The organism is Mycolicibacterium obuense, assembly GCF_055397605.1.
The window spans coordinates 4379322-4401689 of sequence record NZ_AP043663.1 but is presented as its reverse complement, the minus strand read 5'-3'; the positions used below and the strand labels follow the sequence as shown (position 1 = coordinate 4401689).

Here is a 22368-nt window from a genome sequence, read left to right as displayed (position 1 = left end):
ATGACTACCCACGACGTCGTTGACAGCAGCGAAAGAACGACGGCCGCCGACGGTGCGACGCCGGTACACAAGAAGAAGTCCACTAAATTCAGTCCGTGGGGTGTCGTGGCCTGGCTGGTCGGCATCGGCTTCTTCTTCCCGGTGCTCTGGATGGTGCTGACGTCCTTCAAGGCCGAGAGCGATGCGGCGACCAACCCGCCGAAGCTGTTCTTCGTCCCGACGTTGGACCAATACTCGGCCGTTTTCAATCAGGGCATCGGCCCGGCGATGCTGAATTCGGTGTTCGCCACGGCGATGTCGACGGTCCTGGTGCTCCTGCTCGGGGTGCCCGCGGCATTCGCACTCTCGCTGCGGCCGGTCCGCAAGACGTCTGACGCGCTGTTCTTCTTCATGAGCACGAAGATGCTTCCCGTGGTGGCCGCGATCCTGCCGCTGTATGTGATCGTGTCCAACCTCGGCCTGCTGGACAACATCTGGGCACTGGTCGTGCTCTACACGTCGATGAACCTGCCGATCGCGGTCTGGATGATGCGGTCGTTCTTCCTCGAGGTGCCGGGTGAACTGCTGGAGGCGGCGAGCCTCGACGGAGCCAGCCTGTGGCGCTCGGTGCGCGAGGTCATCCTGCCGCTGGTCTCACCGGGCATCGCTGCGACGGCGTTGATCTGCGTCATCTTCGCGTGGAACGAGTTCTTCCTCGCAGTGAACCTCACCGCGGTGAATGCCCAGACCATGCCGGTGTACCTCGTCGGCTTCATCGCCGGTGAGGGTCAGTACTGGGCCGTGCTGTCGGCGGCCGCGACCATGGCGGCGCTTCCCGTGATCCTGTGCGGGTGGTTCGCCCAGAACAAGCTGGTGCGCGGACTGTCGTTCGGCGCGATCAAGTAACCCCTGTCGACAAGGAACGGAAACAGCCATGGCTGCAATCACATACAAGAACGCCACGTGCATCTACGAGGGCTCGGACAAGCTCGCGGTCGATTCGCTTAATCTCGACATCCACGACGGGGAGTTCGTCGTCCTGGTGGGGCCGTCGGGTTCGGGCAAGAGCACCGCGCTGCGGATGCTCGCCGGCCTCGAGGACATCGACGAGGGCGCCATCGAGATCGGCGGTAAGGACATGACCGGTGTGCCGTCGAAGGACCGCGACATCGCGATGGTGTTCCAGAACTACGCGCTGTATCCGAACAAGACCGTCGCGGAGAACATGGGGTTCGCGCTGAAGCTGCGCGGCGTGCCCGCCGCCGAACGACGCAAGAAGGTCGAGGATGCGGCAAAAATCCTCGACCTCACCGAGTTCCTGGATCGCAAGCCCGCCAAACTCTCCGGCGGCCAGCGTCAACGCGTGGCGATGGGTCGCGCCATCGTGCGCGAGCCGCAGGTGTTCTGCATGGACGAGCCGCTGTCGAACCTCGATGCGAAGCTACGTGTCCAGACGCGCACCCAGATCGCGGCGCTGCAACGGCGGTTGGGCACCACCACGGTCTACGTCACCCACGATCAGGTGGAGGCCATGACGATGGGTGACCGGGTGGCCGTGCTGCGCCTGGGGAAGCTTCAGCAATTCGCCTCTCCCAACGAGCTCTACGACCGTCCGGCGAACGCGTTCGTCGCCGGCTTCATCGGCTCGCCCGCCATGAACCTCGTCGACCTTCCTGTCACCGACAACGGCGTCAAGATCGGCGATTCCGTGCTGGAGTTGGACCGCGCCGACGTCGCCAAGGTCAGCGAGGCGGGTCTGTCGGCCGTCACGTTCGGTATTCGTCCTGAGCAGCTCGAGATCTCGAACGACGGCGGTGGCGTCGAGGTCGTCGTCGACCTGGTCGAGGATCTCGGAAGCGAGGCCTACGTCTACACCCACGCGGGCTCCGGAGTCGAACTCGTCGCCCGGTGCAATCCGCGCACCGCGCCGAAACTGGCGGACACGGTCCGCCTGCGCAAGAACCCCGAGGGCGCAGTGCACCTGTTCGACCCGACCACCGGTGAGCGGCTGAACTGAGTCGCGAGGCGCGCGCCGCCGGTTGGACTGCTGCGCGCGTTGAACCGACCGGCGGGGGGTAATACCGTCGAGTGGTGGACGGCTACCAGCGGGTTCGGCTGAGCAACCCCGACAAGGTGCTGTATCCGGCCACGGGCACCACGAAGGCCGAGGTCTTCGAGTACTACGTCGAGATCGCCGCAGCCATGCTGCCCCACATCGCGGGCCGGCCGGTCACCCGGAAGCGGTGGCCCAACGGCGTCGAGGAGCCGTCGTTCTTCGAGAAACAACTGGCGTCCTCCGCTCCGGACTGGCTGGACCGCGGCACCATCGTCCACAAATCGGGCACCACGACGTACCCGATCATCGACACCACGGAGGGCCTGGCCTGGATCGCGCAGCAGGCGTCACTGGAAGTCCATGTGCCGCAATGGCGCTTCGTTCCCGGCGAGCGGAGCGGGACGCAGGAGGTGGGGCAGGCCACCCGGATCGTGTTCGATCTCGATCCCGGTGAGGGCGTGCGCATGCGTCAGCTCTGCGAGGTCGCGCACGAGGTCCGTGATCTCATCGCCGACATCGGGCTGCGAACGTTCCCGCTGACCAGCGGCAGCAAGGGATTGCACCTCTACGTTCCGCTCGATGACCCGATCAGCTCGCGCGGCGCGTCGGTGTTGGCCAAACGGGTGGCGGTGCAGCTCGAGCAGGTGATGCCGAAGAAGGTCACCGCGACGATGACCAAGAGTCTGCGCGAGGGAAAGGTCTTCCTGGACTGGAGTCAGAACAACGGAAACAAGACCACGATTGCGCCGTATTCGCTTCGCGGACGCGAACATCCGACCGTCGCGGCCCCGCGGACCTGGGAGGAGATCGAGGACCCCGATCTGCGCCATCTGACTTTCACCGAGGTCCTGGAGCGTTGGGAGAGGGACGGGGATCTGCTCAGCGACCTCGACGAGCCGCTGCCGGTGCCCGATCGGTTGACCACCTATCGCGGCATGCGGGACAGCGCGAAGACGCCCGAACCTGTTCCGCCGCAGGCGCCGCAGGTCGGCAACAACAACACGTTCGTCATCCAGGAGCATCACGCGCGCCGGCTGCACTACGACTTCCGGTTGGAACGTGATGGCGTGCTGGTCAGTTGGGCGGTACCCAAGAACCTGCCCGACACCCCGTCGGTCAATCACCTCGCGGTGCACACCGAGGATCACCCGATGGAATACCTGACGTTCGCTGGAGAGATCCCGAAAGGGGAGTACGGCGGTGGTGAGGTCTATATCTGGGACACCGGAACCTATGACACCGAGAAGTTCACCGACCACTCGCCCGACGGCCCCGCCAAAGGCGGCGAGGTGATCGTGACGTTGCACGGCGACAAGATCCGGGGGCGCTACGCGCTCATCCAGACCGACGGCAAGAACTGGCTCGCTCACCGGATGAAGGAGCAGCAGGAGCCGACGTTCGCCGATCTGGCCCCGATGTTGGCGACCGAGGGCTCCATTGCGCGATACACCAAGGCTCAGTGGGCTTTCGAAGGCAAGTGGGACGGCTACCGGGTGCTGGTCGACGCCGACCATGGGTCTCTCAGCGTCCGGTCGCGACGCGGCCGCGACGTCACCGCCGAGTATCCGCAATTTCGCGCGCTGGCCGCCGATCTCGCCGAGCACCATGCGATTCTTGACGGCGAAGCGGTGGCCCTCGACGACGCCGGGGTGCCGAGCTTCCGCGAGATGCAGAACCGGAAGAGGTCCACGAGGGTCGAGTTCTGGGCGTTCGACATCCTCTATCTGGACGGCCGGTCGCTGTTGCGGGCCAAGTACTCCGATCGACGGCGCATCCTCGAGGCGCTGGCCGAGCAAGGGGGATTGATCGTGCCGGCGCAACTCGACGGCGACGGTCCGGACGTACTGGAGACCGCACGACGACAGAATTGGGAAGGGGTGGTGGCAAAGAAGCGCGACGCCACCTATCAGCCCGGCCGACGCTCGTCGGCGTGGATCAAGGACAAGCTCTGGCTCACCCAGGAAGTCGTGATCGGCGGGTGGCGCGCGGGAACGGGCGGCCGCACGAGTGGTCTGGGCGCGCTGATGCTCGGTGTTCCCGACGAGGATGGTCTGCAGTTCGTCGGCCGGGTCGGTACCGGTTTCACAGAGAAAGAACTGGCGATGCTGCGGGCGACCCTCGAACCGTTGCACACCTCTGAATCACCCTTTGCGACAGAACTTCCGACACAGGATGCCAAGGGTGTGACGTTCGTGCGCCCGGAGTTGGTCGGCGAGGTCCGCTACAGCGAGCGTACGGGGGACAACCGGTTGCGTCAGCCGAGCTGGCGTGGGCTGCGCCCCGACAAGGAGCCCGCCGATGTGCGGTGGGAATAGGTCTTTTCAGTTACCGAACGCGTCACGAAGAAACGGCGTGGAATCGACCATCGACGCGAGAACCGTTCCGCTGTGGTCGTCTTCGGGGTAGATCCGCAGGGTGACGTCTTGGTTGTTGGCCACCAGTTGGTCGTAGAACGACAGCGTCGACGATGGGGGAACGTCACGATCGAGCAGCCCGACGCCCAGGAAGAGGGGACGGTCGAAGCCGGCGGACGGCGTTCCCATGAAGTCTCTCAACGCTTCTTCCACGCCGGGTATCGAGCTCAGTGGCGCGGAGAAGAACGACGCCGGCGTCAGGTGTGACAACCGATCCGACAGCTCGGCGGCGCACAGAGTCTCGGCGAGGGCGGCGGCGTCGACTCCTGCCGGGCTCAGCACACGATTGAGGTCCAGGTCGGGTCGCGCCTCACGCAGGGCCGCCACGATGTACGCGGTGTAGGCGTTGGCGATGGGCGCCAGTTCGGGCAATTCGAGGTGCGGCCCGGCCTGCGCCACCAGCTTGTCGATGTTGGCGGGCGTGCCGGTGGCGACGGCGCCGCGGTAATCCAGGCCGGTGCCGCGGCTGAACTCGGTGGCCCAGCGCGCGCTACTGACTGCCGCGCCACCGCCCTGCGACTGGCCGACAATCGCCCACTTCGGTGAGAGCGGCAGGCTCATGTCGTGGGCGGCGATCAACGAGTCCACAACGGCGTGGGCGGTGGTGACGCTGTTGAGGTAACTCATCAATCCCGGCGTGCCGAGGCCGGCGTAATCGCTGGCGACGACCGCATATCCCTGATCGAGCCAATGGGACAGGTACTCGTCGTCGCGTGGTGTTCGAGGATGCGCGGAGGGCGTGCAGTCGTCGCCGAGACCGACAGTGCCATGGGCCCAGGCGATGACCGGGAACCCGCCCTCGGGCGCGGGACCGGGCGGTAGGAAGACCGCCCCGGTGCTGACGGCAGGGCGATCGTGTTGGTCGGTGGTCGAGTACAGCACGCGGTAGGCGGGGCCGGCGCCCGAGAGTGACAGCGCGGGGTCCAGCGGGACAGAGGCGATGGTCGTTCCGGCGGGCGGGATGGGGCCGGCGAATGACGTCGCATCCAAGCCCGACCAGGCGGGTGCCTCGGCGTTGGCCGGTGACACCGCAGTGGTTACCAACGCAGCTATGAGCAGTACCGCCAGGACGATTCGTTGCATCCACCGCATCGGGGCAGCCAACCACAGGCCTGTCGAAGGGCTGACGGCCGGACCGCCCAAAGTTGTCGGTGATCGCACGTATGTTCGAAGTATGTCGGAGGTGCAGCAGGCGGTCGCGGGGTTACGCGCCGCTGTCGATGCTGTGCTGGCCTGCAGTCTCGATCGGTGCACTGCTGCCGAGGTGGTGGAGCTGCTCGACGAGCTCGAAAACGCGGGCTGCCGGTTGCCCGCGACCCAGCATCGGGCGTTGGCCCGTCTGCAGGTGGAGACGTCTGCGGTGCAGATGGGGGCCAAGAACTGGAAAGACGTGCTGGCGATCCGCTACCGGATCAGCGGGTCGGAGGCTCACCGCCGGTTGACTGACGCCGCGCTGCTGGCGCCGAGGCCGTCGATGACCGGAGAACCGCTACCGCCGGTGCTGCCCGCGACCGCAGCCGCCCAAGCCGAGGGGCGCATCACCCCCGAACATGTGGAGGTGATCCGTAAAGCGGTCGACGACCTCCCGGGCTTTGTCGACGTGGCCACCCGGGAGCAGTTCGAGGCAGAGGTGGTGCGCATCGCCACTGGCGCCGGTCCGAAGGCCACCCGCGACGCCGCCGAGTTGGAGTTGTTCCTGCTCGATCAGGACGGGCCCGAACCCGACGATGCCGAACGCACCCGCAAGCGGGGGTTGACCAAGAGCCCGCAACGTCGCGACGGCATGACGCAGTGGCGGGCCGACCTGACCCCGGAAGCGGCGGCGGTGTGGGAGGCGATCTTCGCCAAATACGCCGCCCCGGGCATGTGCAACCCCGACGATGACGAACCCTGCACCTCCGGCACCCCCACGCAGGCCCAGATCGACAACGATCACCGCAGCCTCGCCCAACGCCAACACGACGCCCTGGTGGCGGTCGGACGAATCGCCCTGATGAGCGGCGAACTGGGCCAGCTGAATGTATTACCCGTCACCGTGATCGTGCGCACCACCCTGCAGGACTTGGAATCCCGGGCGGGGATCGGGACGACGGGCGGCGGCACCCGGCTGCCCATCAAAGACGTGATCCGCATGGGTTCCCACTCGAGCCACTACCTGGCGGTGTTCGACCGCGCCACCGGCTCCGCCCTGGACCTGTTCCGGGCTCGCCGCACCGCCTCGGCCGCGCAGCGGGTCATGCTGATCGCCCGTGACGGCGGCTGCACCAAACCCGGCTGCCCCGTCGGGGCGTATGGCTGCCAGGTCCACCACGTCACCCAAGATTGGGCCCAGGGCGCGCTGACCAACATCGACGACCTCGGCCTAACCTGCCCACCCGACAACCGCTCCGTCGCACCCGGCGGCTGGACCACATCAATGAGCCCCCGCCACGACGTCGAATGGACCCCACCACCGAACCTGGATACGGGACAAACCCGGATCAACACCCACCACACCCCCGAACGCTTGCTGCGTCCACCGGACGAGGAGGGGAGTGGTGCTGCCGAGCCGGTCGGCGAGACTGACGACTGCCCGCCACCCTCGACCCGCGACCCGTCAGAACCCGGCGGACCCGCACCACCCGACAACGAAGCCGCCTGACAGGCGGGCGTTAGATCGCGACCCCCGCAGCGATGGCCTCGGTCATGCCGCGGGTCGCGAGCACGTCGGCGAGTTCGTTGTCGTCGACTCCGGAGTGGCCCTTCACCCAGAACCACTCGACTTCGTGGCGGGCGCAAGCCTTTTGGAGCCTCTGCCACAGATCGACGTTCTTCACGGGTTGCTTGGCGGCGGTCAGCCATCCGTTGCGCTCCCACCCGAGCACCCATTTGGTGATGCCGTTGCGCACGTAGGTGCTGTCGGTGTAGAGGTGCACCGACACCGGCCGGGTCAGGGCCTCCAGTGCCATGATCGGCGCCGTCAACTCCATGCGGTTGTTGCTCGTCACCCCGGATTCGCCGCCGCACATCTCGCGGACGTGCTGGCGCTGCCGCAGCACCGCTCCCCAGCCACCCGGCCCGGGGTTGGGGCGGCAGCCCCCGTCGGTGTGGATCACCACGACATTGTCTCGGGTGTCGTCATGCATGCGCAGAGGATAGGCAATCGGGTGAGCCGCACGCAGGGTGACTCGCCGCGTCACCGGCGAGTCGTCGTCCCGGCGCGTGAACGGATGGCGGGCGCGATCCAATCGTCCAGGTACTCGCGCAGGCCGTCACCTCGACGGTCCGGCCCGCCGGGGTCGACGATGAACGACTGGAGTGTCCGCAGCATGAACTCCGCCAGCCCGTCGAGCTTCTCACCGCCGAAACCCGCTGCTGCCCAATCGATGTCGAACCTCTCCAGGATCGAGCGGCCGAATCCGATCGCCATATCCGACGTCACGCCCGCAGTGAATGCGGACGCCTTCCCAGGTTCGACGACGAGACGCAGATAGCGATCCTGAGACAGCTGCTCGAGGGTGTAGACGATGCCTTCGACCACGGCTTGCGTCGGATCGTCGATGGCGCCCAGTTGGTCGGCAAGCCGATCGAGGAAGCCGCCGATCGCCGACAGGGCTGTCGCGGCGAGCAGCGCCTCCTGGGTGGGGAAATAGCGGTAGACGGTCTGCCGCGTGACACCGAGTGATTGCGCGATCGTGGACACCGTGGCGGGTTGCCCGCCGTCGATGGCCCGGCGGGCGGCCCCGAGGATGCGCTCGGCGGCCTCCTCGTCGGATCGTGGGATGTCACCCGACCATCCGTGCCTGCGCATACAGCGATCGTCGCACGCCACGCGGTCGGATCTTGACAATACAGTTACGTATGTATGTATGGTCAGTGTCATGGTGCTCACCCATGGCGTCCCGGCCCCCTGTAACGACGAGATGTTGACCGAAAGGGCGCTCACACACGCGCTCGCCGGCACCACCGATATGGCCGACCGCGAGCTGAGGGTGCCGCTGCACTACTACCGCGACCCGAAGATCACCGAAGTCGAAGAGTCTCAGATCCTGCGGCGGGTCCCACTCGCGATCGTGCCGTCGGCCCAACTGCCGAACGCCAACGACTACGTGGTTCGCTCAGTGCTCGGCGATTCGCTGCTGATCACCCGGGACCGCACCGGCGCCAGCCGCGTCCTGCTCAACTACTGCCGACATCGAGGTGCGATGCCGGCGTGCGGATCCGGCAACGCATCGCGATTCGTCTGCCCGTATCACGCCTGGACCTACAAGAACACCGGCGAACTGTTCATGGTGCCCGGGCGCGCCGGCTTCGACTCGATGAACCTGCGCGACTACGGCCTGGTCGAACTGCCGTCCGAGGAACGGTACGGGTTCATCTGGGCGGTGCTGTCGGCCGATGCGACGATCGACCTGGACGCTCACCTCGGGGCGGTGGCGTCGGACCTCGAGCGGTGGGACTACGCATCGTACGGCTACCACACAGAACGCGAATTCACCTCGGAGGTCTCGTGGAAGGGCGGACTCGAGGCCTTTGCCGAGGGCTACCACTTTCCGTTCGTGCACGGCCAGAGCGTGATCGGCCAGAACACGTTGGCCAACACCGCGATCTACGACGAATACGGCCGACATCACCGCATCGGCTTCCCGTTCACCTGGATCAGCAATCTCGATACCGATCCCTCGGCGCCGCGCGACCCGTCGACGAATATGGGCGTCATCTACTGGATCTATCCGAACCTCATTCTCGCCAACAGCCCTGTGGGAGTGGAGATCATCGACATCTTGCCTGCCGGCGAGCCGACCCGCTGCACGGTGCGGCACAGCTGGATGGCGCGCATTCCCGCGCAGAACGACGACATGCGCGCGACCTACGACACCATCTACGAGAGCGTGCACGCCGCGGTGCGCGACGAGGACTTCGCGATGCTGCCGCAGTGTGGCGAAGGCGTGCGCCGCGGCCAGCACGACCACATGATCATCGGCCGCAACGAAATCGCCGTTCAGCACATGATCAAGGTCTTCGCCGACGAACTCGGCATCGCCTTGTCGTGAACCCTGATCACGCGCGCGGCGGACGCGCCGACATCAGCGCCGTGCGCACCGACAGGCCCAGCTCCTGATGGCGCAGCGTGGTGATCGACCGGCCAGGCTGTACCGCGGCCTTGATCGGCGCGGTGCGATCGCCGAAGAAGCGGGCCGACTCCTCGATGTCGGCGACGACGTACGTGATGCCCCACAGCGTCGACGGGCCAGGACCCGACGTCGCGGGTGAGCCGACCACCTCGACGACCGTCTCGCCGAATCGGTAGAAGATCTGCCGGATCGGTCGGTCGCCCAGCGTCGCGTCGCGTTCTCGGCGCGGCTGCATGCCGAGGTCGCCGAGCGCGCTGACGGTCCGATCGAGATCGGGTGACATCAGGACGACGTGATCGATGGCGGTGACGCCGTTGCGGTGAACCGCCGGCGATGATGCCGCGGTGTCGGACCGTCCGGTGGGGATCCCGTCCACGCCGTCACCGGCGCCCGGAGGGAGGCCGCCCAGCGACCATCCGAGGATGCCGAATCCACGGTCGCGGCCCACCAATTCGATGCCGACAGCACCGATCCGACATGTCCCGCCGGCGTCGACCGTGAAGCCTGCCTCCGCCCAAGCGGACGGAGGGTCGGCCACCACGAGCGTGTCGATGCGGAGCGTCATGACCGCTCAGTGTGGCAGATCAGGGAGTGTCGGATCAGCGCGCGAAGTCTGCGGGCCGGAACTTCCCGTCACTCAACTTGCTCTCGATCTCCTCGAGACTGCGACCGGTGAGATCGGGCATGCGGAAGTACACGAACAGCCACGCCGCCACGTTGAACAACCCGTAGAGCCACATCGCCGGGCCCACCCCGATGCCGCTGATCAACGTCAAAAGTGTCAGCGTGATGAGCAGATTCGTTCCCCACAGCGCCGCCGACTGCACCGCCGTCCCCGCGGGCCGCACCGCCAGTGGGTAGGTCTCCGAGCCTGTCAGCCAGCCCATGAGTTGCAGACCGCCTGCATTGAACAGCATGAAGACGACCAGACAGGCGATGATGAACGGCACCGAATCCCGGCCGCTGTTGCCGGTCACGAAGAGGGTTCCGAGTACGAACAAGCTCACCGCGGCACCCGGGATCATGATCAGCGTGAGCCGGCGCCTGCCGACCTTGTCGATGATCGACAACCCGACCAACTGCGCGACCAGATAGCTGACCCCCAGTGCGACGGACACTTCGAGCGCCACCGATTCCGAGAAGCCGTTGTCGGTCAGGATCGTCGGCGAGTAGTAGATGATCATCTCGATGCCGCTGAGCTGAGTGAATATCGCTATGCCGCAACCGAGGATGAGAGCGGGACGCACCCACGCCTCGCGCAGACCCGGCCACCCCCTGGTCTTCGCGGTCTGCTCCTTGCGGGTCAGCTCTTCCATCTCCGCGAGCTCACCGTCGACGTCGTAGCCCGACGGGCGAACCCGTTCGAGGACGTCGCGGGCATCGTCGCCGCGATCGTTCTTCACCAGCCAGCGCGGGCTCTCGGGTAGGCGCAGCAACAGCACGAGCATGATCGCGGCGGGGACGGCCGCAGCCCCGATCGACCATCGCCACGGAATGTGTTCGGTGGCACCGACGATCGTCGCGATCACGATTCCGACGCCGATCGCGATCTGGAAGCAGAGCACCAGCCGGCCCCGATATTTCGGCGGAGCCAACTCGGCGACGTACATCGGTGCGGTCTGTGTCGCGCCGCCGACTGCGAACCCGAGAACCAGCCGGCCGAGGGAGAGCGCGAACGGATTCGGCGCGACTGCGCACCAGAGCGCACCGACGACGAACACGACGGCCAGCATCAGCAGGGTGCCCTTGCGGCCGCGCTTCTCAGATAGGTAGCTGCAGGTCAAAGCGCCGATGACAGCACCAAGCAGAATGCTGGCGGCGATCACCTGCTTCCACGACTCCTCGATGCCGAAGTCCTTGGTGATCTGCAGAAGCGCGCCGGAGATGATGCCGGTGTCGTAGCCGTAGAGCATGCCCGACACCGCCGAGACGAGTGCGACGATGATCGCCGCACCCGTCAACTGGCCCGGGGCCGTGGCCCTGTCGTTGTCCGCCGCGGCGGTCTCATGCGAACTCATCCGCGGGCTCCTGTCGTTGTAGCGCAGGCGATTGTGATGGCTACTTGTCGTCGTCTTTGTCGGACTTTTCGTCTTTCTCCGACTTGTCGTCGTCGGACTTCTCCGACTTGTCGGAGTCCTTGCCGTCAGAGTTCTTGCTGTCGTCGGACTTGTCGCCGTCCTCCTCGTCGTCGCCGTCAGAATCCGACGACGAGGACGCCACGAGTTCCAGAACCGCCCAGTGACTGGGCGACAGCAATACCGACCACTTGTCTTTCTCGCGGCCCAGTTTCAGAACACCGTCGTCGAGCTCCCAGATGGTGTCGTCGTCGTGCGTGGATTCCTGCCCGTCCGAGTACGTGAGTTTGAAAGCCATGCCGGTGTGTGCCCCAACCTCGGCAGTGTTAATCCCGTCACATTTGAGGAAATCGACGCGACGACGGGATCAGCGCGGTGCGTGAGCCAGGAACGTGTGCACGATGTTGCGCTGCCACCCCGAGACCGTCTCGCTGCGGACGTCGACGAAACCGTTGCGCTGCAAGCGCTCCCGGAATGCCGTCGCACCGTCGAAGTCGTTGACGCTGGTGCGCAGGTAGCGGTAGAGCCCGGCGTCCCCGGAACGGATCTTGCCGCTGGGGATGATGATGGCCGCGCAGACGAGGTTCCACGTCACGCGGGCGACCGCCGAATCGCGCACCGAGTACTCGTGCGCGGCGAACACGCCGCCCGGCCTCAACAGCCCGCGCAGTGTCTGCAGCACCGGATCCGGGTCCGACAGGTTGCGCACGAGGTAGGCGGCGAGGATGCCGTCGAACGGTCCGGCGACCCCGGCGTCGGCGAGACCCTCGGCGCGGCTGTGCACGAACCTCACCGTGTCCGGCCACTGCTTGGCCCGGGCTTGCTCGAGCATCCCGGCCGACCCGTCGACGCCGATGATCTCGGCGTGGGGCGCCGCCTCCAGCAGCGCGGCCGTGGAGGCGCCTGTACCGCAGCCGATGTCGAGCAGCCGCAGCCCGCGGCCCTCATCGGGGAGCTGCATGCGCTGCGCCGACAGCCGGAGGTGGTCGTGATAGCCGGGGTTCGCGCTGACCAGTCCGTCGTAGGCGTCGGCGCCGGCATCGAAGGCGTCGGGGACGTCGTAGGCGCCGCGTGTCATCGACCGAACTCTACCCACGTGCCGTCACAGCTTAGCGATGACGTTCTCGGCGAACATCTCCAGATTGCGGATCTTCGTGTCGAGGGGCTCGGTGTCCGGTCCGGTGATGTACGGAATCCGGAATCCGACGATCACGTCGGTGATGCCCTTGTCCTCGAGCCGCTTCACGCCGTCGAGGGTGTACGCGTCGATCGAGATGACGTGGATCTGATAGTCGTCGTTGCCGGCGCTGCCCTCCTCCTCTCGGAAGCGGGCGAGTTTCGCCAGCAGCGCGTCGAGCTCCTCCGGGTCGCCGCCGCCGTGCATCCAGCCGTCGTTGCGGGCCGCCCGGCGCAGAGCCGCGTCGGCGTGCCCACCGATCAGGATCGGCACGGGCCGCGACGGTGCGGGGGTCATCTTCGTCTTCGGGATGTCGTAGAACTCCCCGTGGAACTCGAAGTACTCACCTGAGGTCAGGCCGCGGATGATCTCTATGCACTCGTCCATCCGCTTGCCGCGGCGCGCGAACGGCACACCCAGCAACTCGTAGTCCTCGGCCCACGGGCTGGTTCCCACGCCGAGGCCCAACCGGTTGTCGAACAGGGCGGCCAGCGATCCTGCCTGCTTGGCGACCAGCGCCGGCGGCCGGATCGGCAGCTTGAGCACGAAGTGGTTGAAGTGCAGCGTGGTCGTCACCGCGCACAGGGCGGCGGTGAGCACGAACGACTCGATGAAGGCCTTCCCGTCGAGGAATTCGCGGCTGCCGTCGGGGGTATAGGGATACGTCGAATCCGATTCGAACGGGTAGGCGATGCTGTCGGGGATCGTCATCGCGTGATAGCCCGCCGCCTCGGCGGCCTTGGCCAGCGGGATGTAGAACGTCGGGTCGGTCATCGCTTCTGCAAAGGTGAACCGCACATCGCCTCCTGGTCGTCGCTGACCGAATACTAGAACGTGTTCTAGATCCTGCGCGGCGAGACGGTCTTACGGGATGAAGACGTCGACGCCGGGCGGCCCCGCGGGGGATGATGGCGACCGTGACGTCGTTTCTGCTGCGGGCCGCGCTCACCGGGGTGGCGCTGTGGGTGGTGACCTTGGTCGTCCCGGGGATCGCGTTCGTCGGCGGCGATTCGACCGCGGGGCGCATCGGCATCATCTTCGTCGTGGCCGTCATCTTCGGGCTGGTCAACGCCGTCATCAAACCGATCGTGCAGATCATCTCGATCCCGCTCTACATCCTCACCCTCGGGCTGATCCACATCGTGATCAATGCGCTGATGTTGTGGATCACCTCGTCGATCACCGAGCACACCACCCACTGGGGTCTGTTCATCGACGACTTCTGGTGGACCGCCATCTGGGCAGCGATCGTGCTGTCGATCGTGAGCTGGGCGCTGTCGCTCATCGTCAGGGCAGACTGAACAGATGCCCGAACTGCCCGAGATCGAAGCCCTCGCCGACCATCTGCGCCGGCATGCGGTCGGGCAGATCGTGCGACGCGTCGACGTCGCCGCGCTGTCGGTGCTCAAGACGTTCGATCCGCCGCTGTCCGCGCTGCACGGCCAAGAGGTGACCGGCGCGAACCGCTGGGGCAAGTACCTCGGATTGCAGGCGGGCGACCTGCATCTGATCACGCATCTCTCTCGGGCGGGGTGGCTGCGCTGGTCGGACAAGCTGGGTGCCGCGCCGTTGAAACCGGGCAAGGGACCCATCGCGCTACGGGTGCATCTGGGGGAGGAGGGCCTCGGCTTCGACCTGACCGAGGCCGGCACGCAGAAGCGGTTGGCGGTGTGGCTCACCACGGACCCGATGACCGTGCCGCAGATCGCATCGCTGGGACCCGACGCGTTGGCACTGACCGTCGACGGATTGGCCGACGTGCTGCGGGGCAATTCCGGGCGCATCAAGACCGTGATCACCGACCAGAAGGTGATCGCCGGGATCGGCAACGCCTACAGCGACGAGATCCTCCACGTCGCCAAGCTGTCGCCGTTCGCGACGGCGAACAAGCTGACCGAGGCGCAGCTCGCCGCGCTGCACGACGCGATGATCTCGGTGCTCACCGACGCCGTGACGCGCTCGGTCGGTCAGCAGGCCGCCACGCTCAAGGGGGAGAAGCGGTCCGGGTTGCGGGTGCACGCGAGGACCGGCATGCCGTGCCCGGTGTGTGGCGACACAGTGCGCGAGGTGTCGTTCGCCGACAAGTCGTTCCAGTACTGCCCCACCTGCCAGACCGGGGGCAAGGTGCTCGCCGACCGGCGGATGTCGCGCCTGCTGAAATAGCGTCCGTCGATTTCGGCGCAGTTGTCTAACTCGGTTATCCTGCCGCAATGACTCGGCAGAAGATCCTGATCACCGGTGCGAGCTCGGGGCTGGGCGCCGGTATGGCCCGCCAGTTCGCCGCCAAGGGCCGCGACCTCGCGCTGTGCGCGCGCCGGCTGGACAACCTCGACGAGCTGCGGGCCGAGATCACCACCCGCTATCCCGGGGTCAAGGTCGCTGTCGCAGCGCTGGACGTCAACGACCACGACCAGGTGCCCAAGGTGTTCGCCGAGCTCTCCGAAGAACTCGGCGGCATCAACTGCGTGATCGTCAACGCCGGCATCGGCAAGGGCTATCCGCTCGGCGGCGGCAAGATGTGGGCCAACAAGGCCACCATCGAGACCAATCTCGTTGCCGCACTCGTTCAGATCGAGACCGCGATGGAGATGTTCAAGGCGGCGGGCAAGGGTCACCTCGTCCTCGTCTCGTCCGTCCTGGGCAATGTCGGAGTTCCCGGTCACAAGGCGGCGTACGCAGCCAGCAAGGCCGGCGTCACATCACTCGGGGAGTCTCTGCGCGCGGAGTATCCGTCGGGACCCATCAAGATCACCGTGCTCGAGCCCGGCTACATCGAATCGGAGATGACCGCCAAGTCGAACACGACGATGCTGATGGTCGACAACGAAACCGGCGTCAAGGCGATGGTCGACGCGATCGAGAAGGAAAAGGGTCGGGCTGTCGTCCCCGGCTGGCCGTGGTGGCCCCTGGTCGAGGTGATGAAACTGCTTCCGCCGAAGTACACCAAACGCTTCGCCTGAACCCGGCTCAGAACGAGGCCCCTCAGGAACACGTGCTTTCATCGACGGATGCGCAATCTCGACCGTCGAAGCCTGATGGTGATGTCCGGGATCGGCCTGCTGGGCGCGGCCCTTCCGACACCGACAGGCCACGCCGCACCGCCGCCCCCGCCGGTTGCGGGAAAATACCTGTTCGAGGACCACTTCGACGGGCCCGCCGGCTCCGCGCCCGACCGGTCGAAGTGGGAGATCGCGACCGCGCGCGAATCCATGGAGGACCCGACCTACTGGGAGCTGCCCGGCAACGTCGGCCAATACCGGGACGACCGTCGCAACGTCTACCTCGACGGCAAGTCCAACCTGGTGTTCCACGCCGCCAAGGACGGTGACACCTACTACAGCGGCAAGATCTTCGGCACCTTCCGCGGCGGCATCGGCCACAACTGGGAAGCCCGCATCAAGCTGAACTGCTTGACCCCCGGCTGCTGGCCGGCGTGGTACCTCGCCAACAACAACCCCGTCAACGGTGGCGAGGTCGACATCATGGAGTGGTACGGAAACGGCCACTGGGCCCCGGGCACCGCCGTGCACGCCAAGCTCAACGGCGGCGAACACGTCAGCCAGACCATCAGCGTGGACAGCGCCTGGCACACCTGGCGGGTGCAGTGGGACGACGCCGGCATGCGCTTCTGGCGGGACTACACCGACGGCGCGGCACCCTATTTCGACGTCCCCGCGCATGCGCTACCCGACTGGCAGTTCAACGAGCCGGGCTATCAGCTGTTCCCGATCCTCGACCTGGCCGTCGCAGGCTCCGGCGGCGGCGACCCCAGCGGGGGCACCTATCCGGCCGAGATGCTGATCGACTACGTCCGCGTCTGGTGAGCGATTTCGGCGTGCTGGTCGTCGCTCAGCGACGACAACCACGCCGCAATCACGCCGTGCGGCCGCGCTCGGAGCGGTAGCGGCGCACCAGGGCGTCTGTCGACGAATCCGACTGCGGCGCAGGCGAATCATCGTCGGTCAGCACGGGCAGCAGGGCCTTGGCCTGGGTCTTGCCCAGCTCCACACCCCACTGGTCGAACGAGTCGATGCCCCACACCACGCCCTCGGTGAACACCTGGTGCTCGTAGAGCGCGATCAGCTGGCCCACGATCGACGGGGTCAGCTTCGTGCCCAGGATCGAGGTGCTCGGCCGATTGCCCGGCATCACCTTGTGCGGCACCACATTCGGCGCCGTGCCCTCGTCCGCGATCTCCTCGGCGGTCTTGCCGAACGCCAGCACCTGGGTCTGGGCGAAGAAGTTGCTCATCAGCAGGTCGTGCATGCTGCCGGTGCCATCGGCGGTGGGCAGGTCGTCGGTGGGCTCGCTGAACCCGATGAAGTCCGCGGGAATCAATCGGGTGCCCTGGTGGATCAGCTGATAGAAGGCGTGCTGACCGTTGGTGCCGGGCTCGCCCCAGAAGATCTCGCCCGTGCTCGTCGTCACCGGGGTGCCGTCTGCTTGCACCGACTTGCCGTTCGATTCCATCGTCAGCTGCTGCAGATACGCGGCGAACCGGGACAGGTCATTCGAATACGGCAGCACCGCACGGGTTTCCGCGCCGAAGAAGTTGTTGTACCAGAGCCCGATCAGTCCGAGGAGCACCGGCGCGTTGGCCTCCAGCGGGGCGGTGCGGAAATGCTCGTCGACGAGGTGGAAGCCGGCCAGGAACTCGGCGAACCGCTCCTTGCCGATCGCGGCCATCACACTCAACCCGATGGCGCTGTCGACCGAGTACCGGCCACCGACCCAGTCCCAGAAGCCGAACATGTTGGCGGTGTCGATGCCGAACTCGTCGACCAGCTTCGCATTCGTCGACACGGCCACGAAGTGCTTGCTCACCGCATCATCGCCGAGGGCCTCGGTCAGCCAGCGTCGTGCGGCCGTCGCATTGGTCAGCGTCTCCAGGGTCGAGAACGTCTTCGACGCGACGATGAAAAGTGTTGCGGCCGGGTCCAGTCCGTCGAGCTTGGCGACGAGGTCGGCCGGATCGACATTTGACACGAAGCGTGCCGTGATGCCTGCGTCGACGTAGTGCCGCAACGCCTGGTACACCATCACCGGCCCCAGATCGGAGCCGCCGATGCCGATGTTGACCACCGTCGTGATGCGCTCACCCGTCGCGCCGCGCCACTCGCCGCTGCGCAGCCGATCGGTGAACTCACCCATCCGGTCGAGCACCTCGTGCACGTCGGCTACCACGTCCTGGCCGTCGACGCTCAACTCGGCGTCGCGCGGCAGCCGCAGCGCGGTGTGCAGAACGGCGCGGTCTTCGGAGGTGTTGATGTGCTCGCCGGAGAACATGGCGTCGCGCCGCTCGGGCAAACCGGCGGCGCGCGCCAGATCGAGCAGCAGACTCAGCGTTTCGCGGGTCACGCGGTGCTTGCTGTAGTCGATGTAGAGATCGCCGACGGTCAGCGTCAGCTCCGCTCCCCGGTCGGGATCCTCGGCGAACAGCTGACGCAGATCAGCCCCGCGGATCTGCTCGTGATGCCGGGACAGTGCCTGCCATGCCGGTGTGGCGGTGATGTCGGAAGAGCCCATGAAAAGAACCCTAGTGCGGTCGACTTGACCGAGGGTAAATGATGGACACATGGATTCTTCGTCTGTTTCCGCGCTGCTTGCCTCCGTCCCCACCGGTCTGTGGATCGGTGGTGAGGAGCGGGAGGGTTCGTCGACGTTCGACGTGCTCGACCCCAGCGACGATCAGGTGATCACGAAGGTGGCCGACGCCACCCCCGACGACGCGCGCGCCGCCCTCGACGCCGCCTGTGCGGTGCAGGGGGAGTGGGCAGCGACAGCGCCGCGCAAGCGCGGCGAGATCCTGCGGTCGGTGTTCGAGACCATCACCGAACGCGCCGACGACATCGCGGCGTTGATGACCCTGGAGATGGGCAAGGTGGTCGCCGAGAGCAAAGGCGAAGTCACCTACGGCGCGGAGTTCTTCCGCTGGTTCGCCGAGGAGGCCGTCCGCATCGACGGTCGCTACACCGCGAGTCCCGCTGGTACCGGCCGCATCCTGGTCACCAAGCAGGCCGTCGGACCGTGCTACGCGATCACGCCGTGGAACTTCCCGCTGGCCATGGGAACTCGAAAGATGGGGCCCGCCTTTGCTGCCGGCTGCACGATGATCGTCAAGCCGGCGCAGGAGACGCCGCTGACGATGCTGTTGCTCGCCAAGCTGATGGACGAGGCCGGACTGCCCAAGGGCGTGCTGTCGATCCTGCCCACCAGCAACCCGGGCGGAGTGACCGAGGCGCTGATCAACGACGGCCGGCTGCGCAAGCTGACGTTCACCGGCTCGACCGGCGTCGGCAAGGCACTGGTCAAGCAATCCGCGGACAAGCTGCTGCGCACGTCGATGGAGCTGGGCGGCAACGCGCCGTTCATCGTGTTCGACGACGCGGACGTCGACGCCGCAGTCGACGGGGCGATCCTGGCCAAGATGCGCAACGGCGGCGAGGCCTGCACGGCCGCCAACCGCTTCCACGTGGCCAACGCGGTGCGTGAGGAGTTCACCGAGAAGCTGGTCAAGCGGATGAGCGAGTTCACCCTCGGCAAGGGGCTCGACTCGTCGTCGACACTGGGGCCGTTGATCAACGCCAAGCAGGTCGCCACCGTCACCGAACTGGTCTCCGACGCGGTGTCCCGCGGCGCAACCGTCGCCGTCGGCGGCGTCGCACCGGGCGGCCCCGGAAACTTCTACCCCGCCACGGTGCTGACCGACGTGCCCGCCGACGCGCGCATCCTCAAGGAGGAGGTGTTCGGTCCCGTCGCACCCATCACCGGCTTCGACACCGAGGACGAGGGCGTGGCTGCGGCCAACAACACCGAGTACGGGCTGGCCGCCTACGTGTACACCCAGTCGCTGGACCGCGCCCTGCGGGTGGCCGAAGGCATCGAGTCGGGCATGGTCGGCGTCAACCGCGGGGTGATCTCCGATGCTGCCGCGCCGTTCGGCGGGGTCAAGGAATCCGGGTTCGGCCGCGAGGGCGGCAGCGAGGGCATCGAGGAGTATCTCGACACGAAATACATTGCCCTGACGAAGTAGCGCGCGCCTTCCGGAAACGGCGCCCCGACCTCCCTAGGCTTCCTTGTTCGAAGGCAAGGAGGGCCACACGAGTTGACTGCCGTGAGCGCGGCGCCGATCCGGGTTGGCCCACGCCGCTATGTCGGTTCGGGCCAGGGGATTCCGGCGCTGGACGGGATGCGGGCCATCGCGGTCGGGTTGGTGCTCGCCGACCACGGAGGCGTGCCGGGATTGCCGGGGGGATTCCTCGGCGTCGACGTGTTCTTCGTGCTCAGTGGATTCCTGATCACCTCGCTGCTGATCGAGGAGACCAGTCGGACGGGGCGGATCGGCCTTCGCGGCTTCTGGGTGCGCCGCGCGCGACGGCTCCTTCCCGCGCTCGTGGTGATGGTGCTGGCCGTGGTGGCCGCCCGCGACCTGTTCGCCCCCGAATCGGTCGCCGGTCTGCGCGAGGAGGCCGTCGCCGCGCTGTTCTGGATGTCGAACTGGATGTTCGTCGCCCAGCACACCGACTACTTCTCGACGGGCGCCCCGCCGTCACCGCTGCAGCACACGTGGTCGCTCGGCGTCGAGGAGCAGTACTACCTGCTGTGGCCGCTGCTGATCGCCGGCGTCGTCGCGGCGCTGGGTGCCCTGGCCTACCGCCGCGGTGTGCCGGTCACCGCATCGATGGTCCGCACCGCCGTGTTCGTGCTGGCCGCGCTCGGTGTGCTCGGCTCGGCGGTCGCATCGGTCGCGCTGGCGTCCGACGACTCGTTGCACCGGGTGTACTTCGGCACCGACACCCGCATGCAGGCTCTGCTCGTCGGCGCTGCCGCAGCGGCACTGGTGGTGCGGGATTGGCGCGGGATGACCGCCGGCCTGGTGACGTTGCGCTCACGCTGGGCCCGCTGGCTGGCCTGGTTGCTCCCGATCGTCGGGCTGTTGATCCTGGCCACCGCGGCGCACCTGGCGGTCGGGACGGCGGCCGAGTTCCGCGGCGGCCTGCTGATCGTCGTCGCCGTGTCGGCCGTGCTGGTGATCGCTCCGGTCGCGCTGGACCAGACCAGTCCGGCCGCGCGCATGCTCTCGATGGGGCCCCTGGTCGGACTGGGTGCTATCTCCTACGGCGTCTACCTGTGGCACTGGCCGATCTTCCTGCTGCTCAACGGCGAACGGACCGGGTCGGAGGGCTGGAAGCTGTTCGCGCTGCGCTGCGCTGCGACGATCGCGGTCGCGGCGGTGTCGTGGTGGTTGATCGAGCAGCCGATCCGGGACTGGCGGCCGACCTTCGTGCCGATGCTGCGGTTGTCGGCGGCGACGGCTGCGACAGCGGCGGTCGTGGCGATGACCGTGCTTCCGTCCGGGGTGACGTTCCCCAGGCCGGGCGCTGGTCCGCTGATCGACTCGGCCGCGCTCGTCGCACCGGAGATTCCCGTCGCGGTCACCACACCGGTACGTCAGCGCGCGCCGGGGGACGTGCGGGTCGCGGTCTTCGGCGATTCGATCGCATGGACGATCATGCGGTACCTGCCCGACACCCCCGGTGTCGACTTCGCCGACTTCACCACCATCGGCTGCGGTATCGCGCGTGGCGGGCCGTATGAGTACGTGGGTCAGGAACTGCCGCAGAAACCCGAATGCGACTCGTGGCCGGCGCGGTGGGCACAGCGCATCGGCTACGAGAAGCCCGATGTGGTTCTGCTGATGGTCGGCCGGTGGGAGGTCGTCGACCGGATGAACGAGGGCCGGTGGACGCACATCGGCGAGCCCGCCTATGACGCCTACCTGCGCGGTGAGCTCACCCGGGCGCTCGACATCCTGGGCTCGACAGGGGCACGCATCGTCGTCACGACCGAGCCGTACAACCGTCGGGCGGAGAAAGCCGACGGCAGCCTCTATCCCGAGGACCAGCCCAAGCGCGTCAACGCGTGGAACAGCCTGTTGCGCAGCGTCGCCGAGGCCCGCCGCAATGTCACCGTGCTGGATCTGAACGACAAGCTCAGCCCCAACGGCTACTACCAGGCCAAAGTCAACGGGATAGTCGTGCGTGCCGACGGCGTGCACCCCACACCGGAGGCGGTGCAGTGGCTGACGCCCTGGCTGATGGACGCCGTCACGCGCCGGTGACTTCGGCGTGCCTGTCGTCGCCTAGCGACGGCAATCACGCCGAAATCGCAAGGGGTCAGTGGCCGAGGCGGCCGCGGCCCAGACGCAGCAGCAGCATCGCGAGGTTCTTGCCCTCGGGACCCAGCACGCTGTAGCGCTCGATGACCTTCATCTCGCGGCTGTGCACCAGGCGGGTACCGCCGGAGGCCATCCGGGCCTTGCCGATCATCTGCGAGACCTCGGTGCGCCGCCGGACTGCCTCGAGGATCGTCGCGTCCAAGCGATCGATCTCCTGGCGCAACTCGTCGATGTCGGGGCTGTCGGTCGTGGCGGCCTGTGCGGTGTCTGTCGTCATGTCGTTCTCCGGATTCTCGTCGTGTGACTGGTCTGGTCTCATCCGGTTCCGGGCCTCACAGAAAACAAGCCCCGGGTCCGGAAGCGGACCGCGGGGCT

At 66.8% G+C, this 22368-nt stretch carries 21 protein-coding genes; 11 read left to right on the top strand and 10 right to left on the bottom strand.

Going from position 1 to position 22368, the window contains the following annotated elements:
• The 3 genes from ACZ50N_RS21045 (at position 1) to ACZ50N_RS21035 (ending at position 4350) form a co-directional block, all read left to right on the top strand.
• A complete protein-coding gene (locus tag ACZ50N_RS21045; protein WP_464473682.1) occupies positions 1-885 on the top strand; it encodes a carbohydrate ABC transporter permease in 885 nt (294 codons plus the stop codon).
• 28 nt (positions 886-913) lie between these two features.
• A complete protein-coding gene (locus tag ACZ50N_RS21040; RefSeq protein ID WP_048424014.1) occupies positions 914-1996 on the top strand; it encodes an ABC transporter ATP-binding protein in 1083 nt (360 codons plus the stop codon).
• 71 nt (positions 1997-2067) lie between these two features.
• Positions 2068-4350 carry an ATP-dependent DNA ligase gene (locus ACZ50N_RS21035; RefSeq protein WP_464473681.1) on the top strand — a complete coding sequence of 761 codons (2283 nt, stop codon included), beginning with the start codon at positions 2068-2070 and terminating at the stop codon, positions 4348-4350.
• A gap of 6 nt (positions 4351-4356) precedes the next feature.
• Here ACZ50N_RS21035 and ACZ50N_RS21030 read toward each other — a convergent pair whose 3' ends face one another.
• A complete protein-coding gene (locus ACZ50N_RS21030; RefSeq protein WP_464473680.1) occupies positions 4357-5532 on the bottom strand; it encodes an alpha/beta hydrolase family protein in 1176 nt (391 codons plus the stop codon).
• 91 nt (positions 5533-5623) lie between these two features.
• On the opposite strand from ACZ50N_RS21030, the gene ACZ50N_RS21025 reads away from it, so the two are divergent.
• On the top strand, positions 5624-7090 hold the full coding sequence (locus tag ACZ50N_RS21025) for an HNH endonuclease signature motif containing protein (RefSeq protein WP_464473679.1): 1467 nt from the start codon (positions 5624-5626) through the stop codon (positions 7088-7090).
• Between the two features lie 10 nt (positions 7091-7100).
• Here ACZ50N_RS21025 and rnhA read toward each other — a convergent pair whose 3' ends face one another.
• The gene (rnhA, locus tag ACZ50N_RS21020; protein ID WP_464473678.1) at positions 7101-7574 is read right to left on the bottom strand and encodes a ribonuclease HI; all 474 of its coding nucleotides are present in this window, start codon (positions 7572-7574) and stop codon (positions 7101-7103) included.
• 50 nt (positions 7575-7624) lie between these two features.
• Positions 7625-8239, bottom strand: a complete 615-nt coding sequence (locus tag ACZ50N_RS21015; protein WP_046364456.1) for a TetR/AcrR family transcriptional regulator — start codon at positions 8237-8239, stop codon at positions 7625-7627.
• Positions 8240-8309: 70 nt separating this feature from the next.
• On the opposite strand from ACZ50N_RS21015, the gene ACZ50N_RS21010 reads away from it, so the two are divergent.
• Positions 8310-9482: an aromatic ring-hydroxylating oxygenase subunit alpha gene (locus tag ACZ50N_RS21010; RefSeq protein WP_464473677.1), complete on the top strand. Its 1173-nt coding sequence runs from the start codon at positions 8310-8312 to the stop codon at positions 9480-9482.
• 7 nt (positions 9483-9489) lie between these two features.
• On the opposite strand, the gene ACZ50N_RS21005 is transcribed toward ACZ50N_RS21010, so the two are convergent.
• The 5 genes from ACZ50N_RS21005 to ACZ50N_RS20985 form a co-directional block, all read right to left on the bottom strand.
• Positions 9490-10128: a VOC family protein gene (locus ACZ50N_RS21005; RefSeq protein WP_046364457.1), complete on the bottom strand. Its 639-nt coding sequence runs from the start codon at positions 10126-10128 to the stop codon at positions 9490-9492.
• A gap of 34 nt (positions 10129-10162) precedes the next feature.
• Positions 10163-11608, bottom strand: a complete 1446-nt coding sequence (locus ACZ50N_RS21000) for a sugar porter family MFS transporter (RefSeq protein WP_464475687.1) — start codon at positions 11606-11608, stop codon at positions 10163-10165.
• 13 nt (positions 11609-11621) lie between these two features.
• The gene (locus ACZ50N_RS20995; RefSeq protein ID WP_464473676.1) at positions 11622-11936 is read right to left on the bottom strand and encodes a hypothetical protein; all 315 of its coding nucleotides are present in this window, start codon (positions 11934-11936) and stop codon (positions 11622-11624) included.
• A 69-nt stretch (positions 11937-12005) separates the two neighbouring features.
• Entirely contained in the window at positions 12006-12716 is a 711-nt protein-coding gene (locus ACZ50N_RS20990; RefSeq protein WP_464473675.1) for a class I SAM-dependent DNA methyltransferase, read from the bottom strand.
• A gap of 24 nt (positions 12717-12740) precedes the next feature.
• Positions 12741-13613, bottom strand: coding sequence for an LLM class flavin-dependent oxidoreductase (locus ACZ50N_RS20985; protein ID WP_046364461.1), 873 nt, complete (start codon positions 13611-13613; stop codon positions 12741-12743).
• A 119-nt stretch (positions 13614-13732) separates the two neighbouring features.
• Between ACZ50N_RS20985 and ACZ50N_RS20980 the strand changes: the two genes are divergently transcribed.
• The 4 genes from ACZ50N_RS20980 to ACZ50N_RS20965 are packed head-to-tail and all read left to right on the top strand — an operon-like array spanning position 13733 to position 16639.
• Positions 13733-14116 (top strand): phage holin family protein, encoded by a 384-nt coding sequence (locus tag ACZ50N_RS20980; protein ID WP_046364482.1) that lies wholly within the window; start codon positions 13733-13735, stop codon positions 14114-14116.
• Positions 14117-14120: 4 nt separating this feature from the next.
• A complete protein-coding gene (locus ACZ50N_RS20975; protein ID WP_046364462.1) occupies positions 14121-14978 on the top strand; it encodes an Fpg/Nei family DNA glycosylase in 858 nt (285 codons plus the stop codon).
• A gap of 47 nt (positions 14979-15025) precedes the next feature.
• On the top strand, positions 15026-15775 hold the full coding sequence (locus ACZ50N_RS20970; RefSeq protein ID WP_464473674.1) for an SDR family oxidoreductase: 750 nt from the start codon (positions 15026-15028) through the stop codon (positions 15773-15775).
• 48 nt (positions 15776-15823) lie between these two features.
• Positions 15824-16639, top strand: a complete 816-nt coding sequence (locus tag ACZ50N_RS20965) for a glycoside hydrolase family 16 protein (RefSeq protein ID WP_046364464.1) — start codon at positions 15824-15826, stop codon at positions 16637-16639.
• 49 nt (positions 16640-16688) lie between these two features.
• Here ACZ50N_RS20965 and pgi read toward each other — a convergent pair whose 3' ends face one another.
• Positions 16689-18341, bottom strand: coding sequence for a glucose-6-phosphate isomerase (gene pgi, locus ACZ50N_RS20960; RefSeq protein ID WP_046364465.1), 1653 nt, complete (start codon positions 18339-18341; stop codon positions 16689-16691).
• Positions 18342-18390: 49 nt separating this feature from the next.
• Between pgi and ACZ50N_RS20955 the strand changes: the two genes are divergently transcribed.
• Positions 18391-19848 (top strand): NAD-dependent succinate-semialdehyde dehydrogenase, encoded by a 1458-nt coding sequence (locus ACZ50N_RS20955; protein WP_046364466.1) that lies wholly within the window; start codon positions 18391-18393, stop codon positions 19846-19848.
• A 72-nt stretch (positions 19849-19920) separates the two neighbouring features.
• On the top strand, positions 19921-21936 hold the full coding sequence (locus tag ACZ50N_RS20950; RefSeq protein ID WP_464473673.1) for an acyltransferase family protein: 2016 nt from the start codon (positions 19921-19923) through the stop codon (positions 21934-21936).
• A gap of 55 nt (positions 21937-21991) precedes the next feature.
• On the opposite strand, the gene ACZ50N_RS20945 is transcribed toward ACZ50N_RS20950, so the two are convergent.
• Complete coding sequence (locus ACZ50N_RS20945; RefSeq protein ID WP_073684222.1) at positions 21992-22312, bottom strand: chorismate mutase; 321 nt, start codon at positions 22310-22312, stop codon at positions 21992-21994.
• Positions 22313-22368 lie beyond the last annotated feature (56 nt).

Bases quoted from the DNA above. Each gene is read 5' to 3' on its own strand.
- ACZ50N_RS21045 (WP_464473682.1), top strand. From the start codon at position 1: ATGACTACCCACGACGTCGTTGACAGCAGCGAAAGAACGACGGCCGCC.
- ACZ50N_RS21040 (WP_048424014.1), top strand. From the start codon at position 914: ATGGCTGCAATCACATACAAGAACGCCACGTGCATCTACGAGGGCTCG.
- ACZ50N_RS21030 (WP_464473680.1), bottom strand. From the start codon at position 5,532: ATGCAACGAATCGTCCTGGCGGTACTGCTCATAGCTGCGTTGGTAACC.
- ACZ50N_RS21025 (WP_464473679.1), top strand. From the start codon at position 5,624: ATGTCGGAGGTGCAGCAGGCGGTCGCGGGGTTACGCGCCGCTGTCGAT.
- rnhA (WP_464473678.1), bottom strand. From the start codon at position 7,574: ATGCATGACGACACCCGAGACAATGTCGTGGTGATCCACACCGACGGG.
- ACZ50N_RS21015 (WP_046364456.1), bottom strand. From the start codon at position 8,239: ATGCGCAGGCACGGATGGTCGGGTGACATCCCACGATCCGACGAGGAG.
- ACZ50N_RS21010 (WP_464473677.1), top strand. From the start codon at position 8,310: ATGGTGCTCACCCATGGCGTCCCGGCCCCCTGTAACGACGAGATGTTG.
- ACZ50N_RS21005 (WP_046364457.1), bottom strand. From the start codon at position 10,128: ATGACGCTCCGCATCGACACGCTCGTGGTGGCCGACCCTCCGTCCGCT.
- ACZ50N_RS20995 (WP_464473676.1), bottom strand. From the start codon at position 11,936: ATGGCTTTCAAACTCACGTACTCGGACGGGCAGGAATCCACGCACGAC.
- ACZ50N_RS20990 (WP_464473675.1), bottom strand. From the start codon at position 12,716: ATGACACGCGGCGCCTACGACGTCCCCGACGCCTTCGATGCCGGCGCC.
- ACZ50N_RS20975 (WP_046364462.1), top strand. From the start codon at position 14,121: ATGCCCGAACTGCCCGAGATCGAAGCCCTCGCCGACCATCTGCGCCGG.
- ACZ50N_RS20970 (WP_464473674.1), top strand. From the start codon at position 15,026: ATGACTCGGCAGAAGATCCTGATCACCGGTGCGAGCTCGGGGCTGGGC.
- ACZ50N_RS20965 (WP_046364464.1), top strand. From the start codon at position 15,824: ATGCGCAATCTCGACCGTCGAAGCCTGATGGTGATGTCCGGGATCGGC.
- pgi (WP_046364465.1), bottom strand. From the start codon at position 18,341: ATGGGCTCTTCCGACATCACCGCCACACCGGCATGGCAGGCACTGTCC.
- ACZ50N_RS20955 (WP_046364466.1), top strand. From the start codon at position 18,391: ATGGATTCTTCGTCTGTTTCCGCGCTGCTTGCCTCCGTCCCCACCGGT.
- ACZ50N_RS20945 (WP_073684222.1), bottom strand. From the start codon at position 22,312: ATGAGACCAGACCAGTCACACGACGAGAATCCGGAGAACGACATGACG.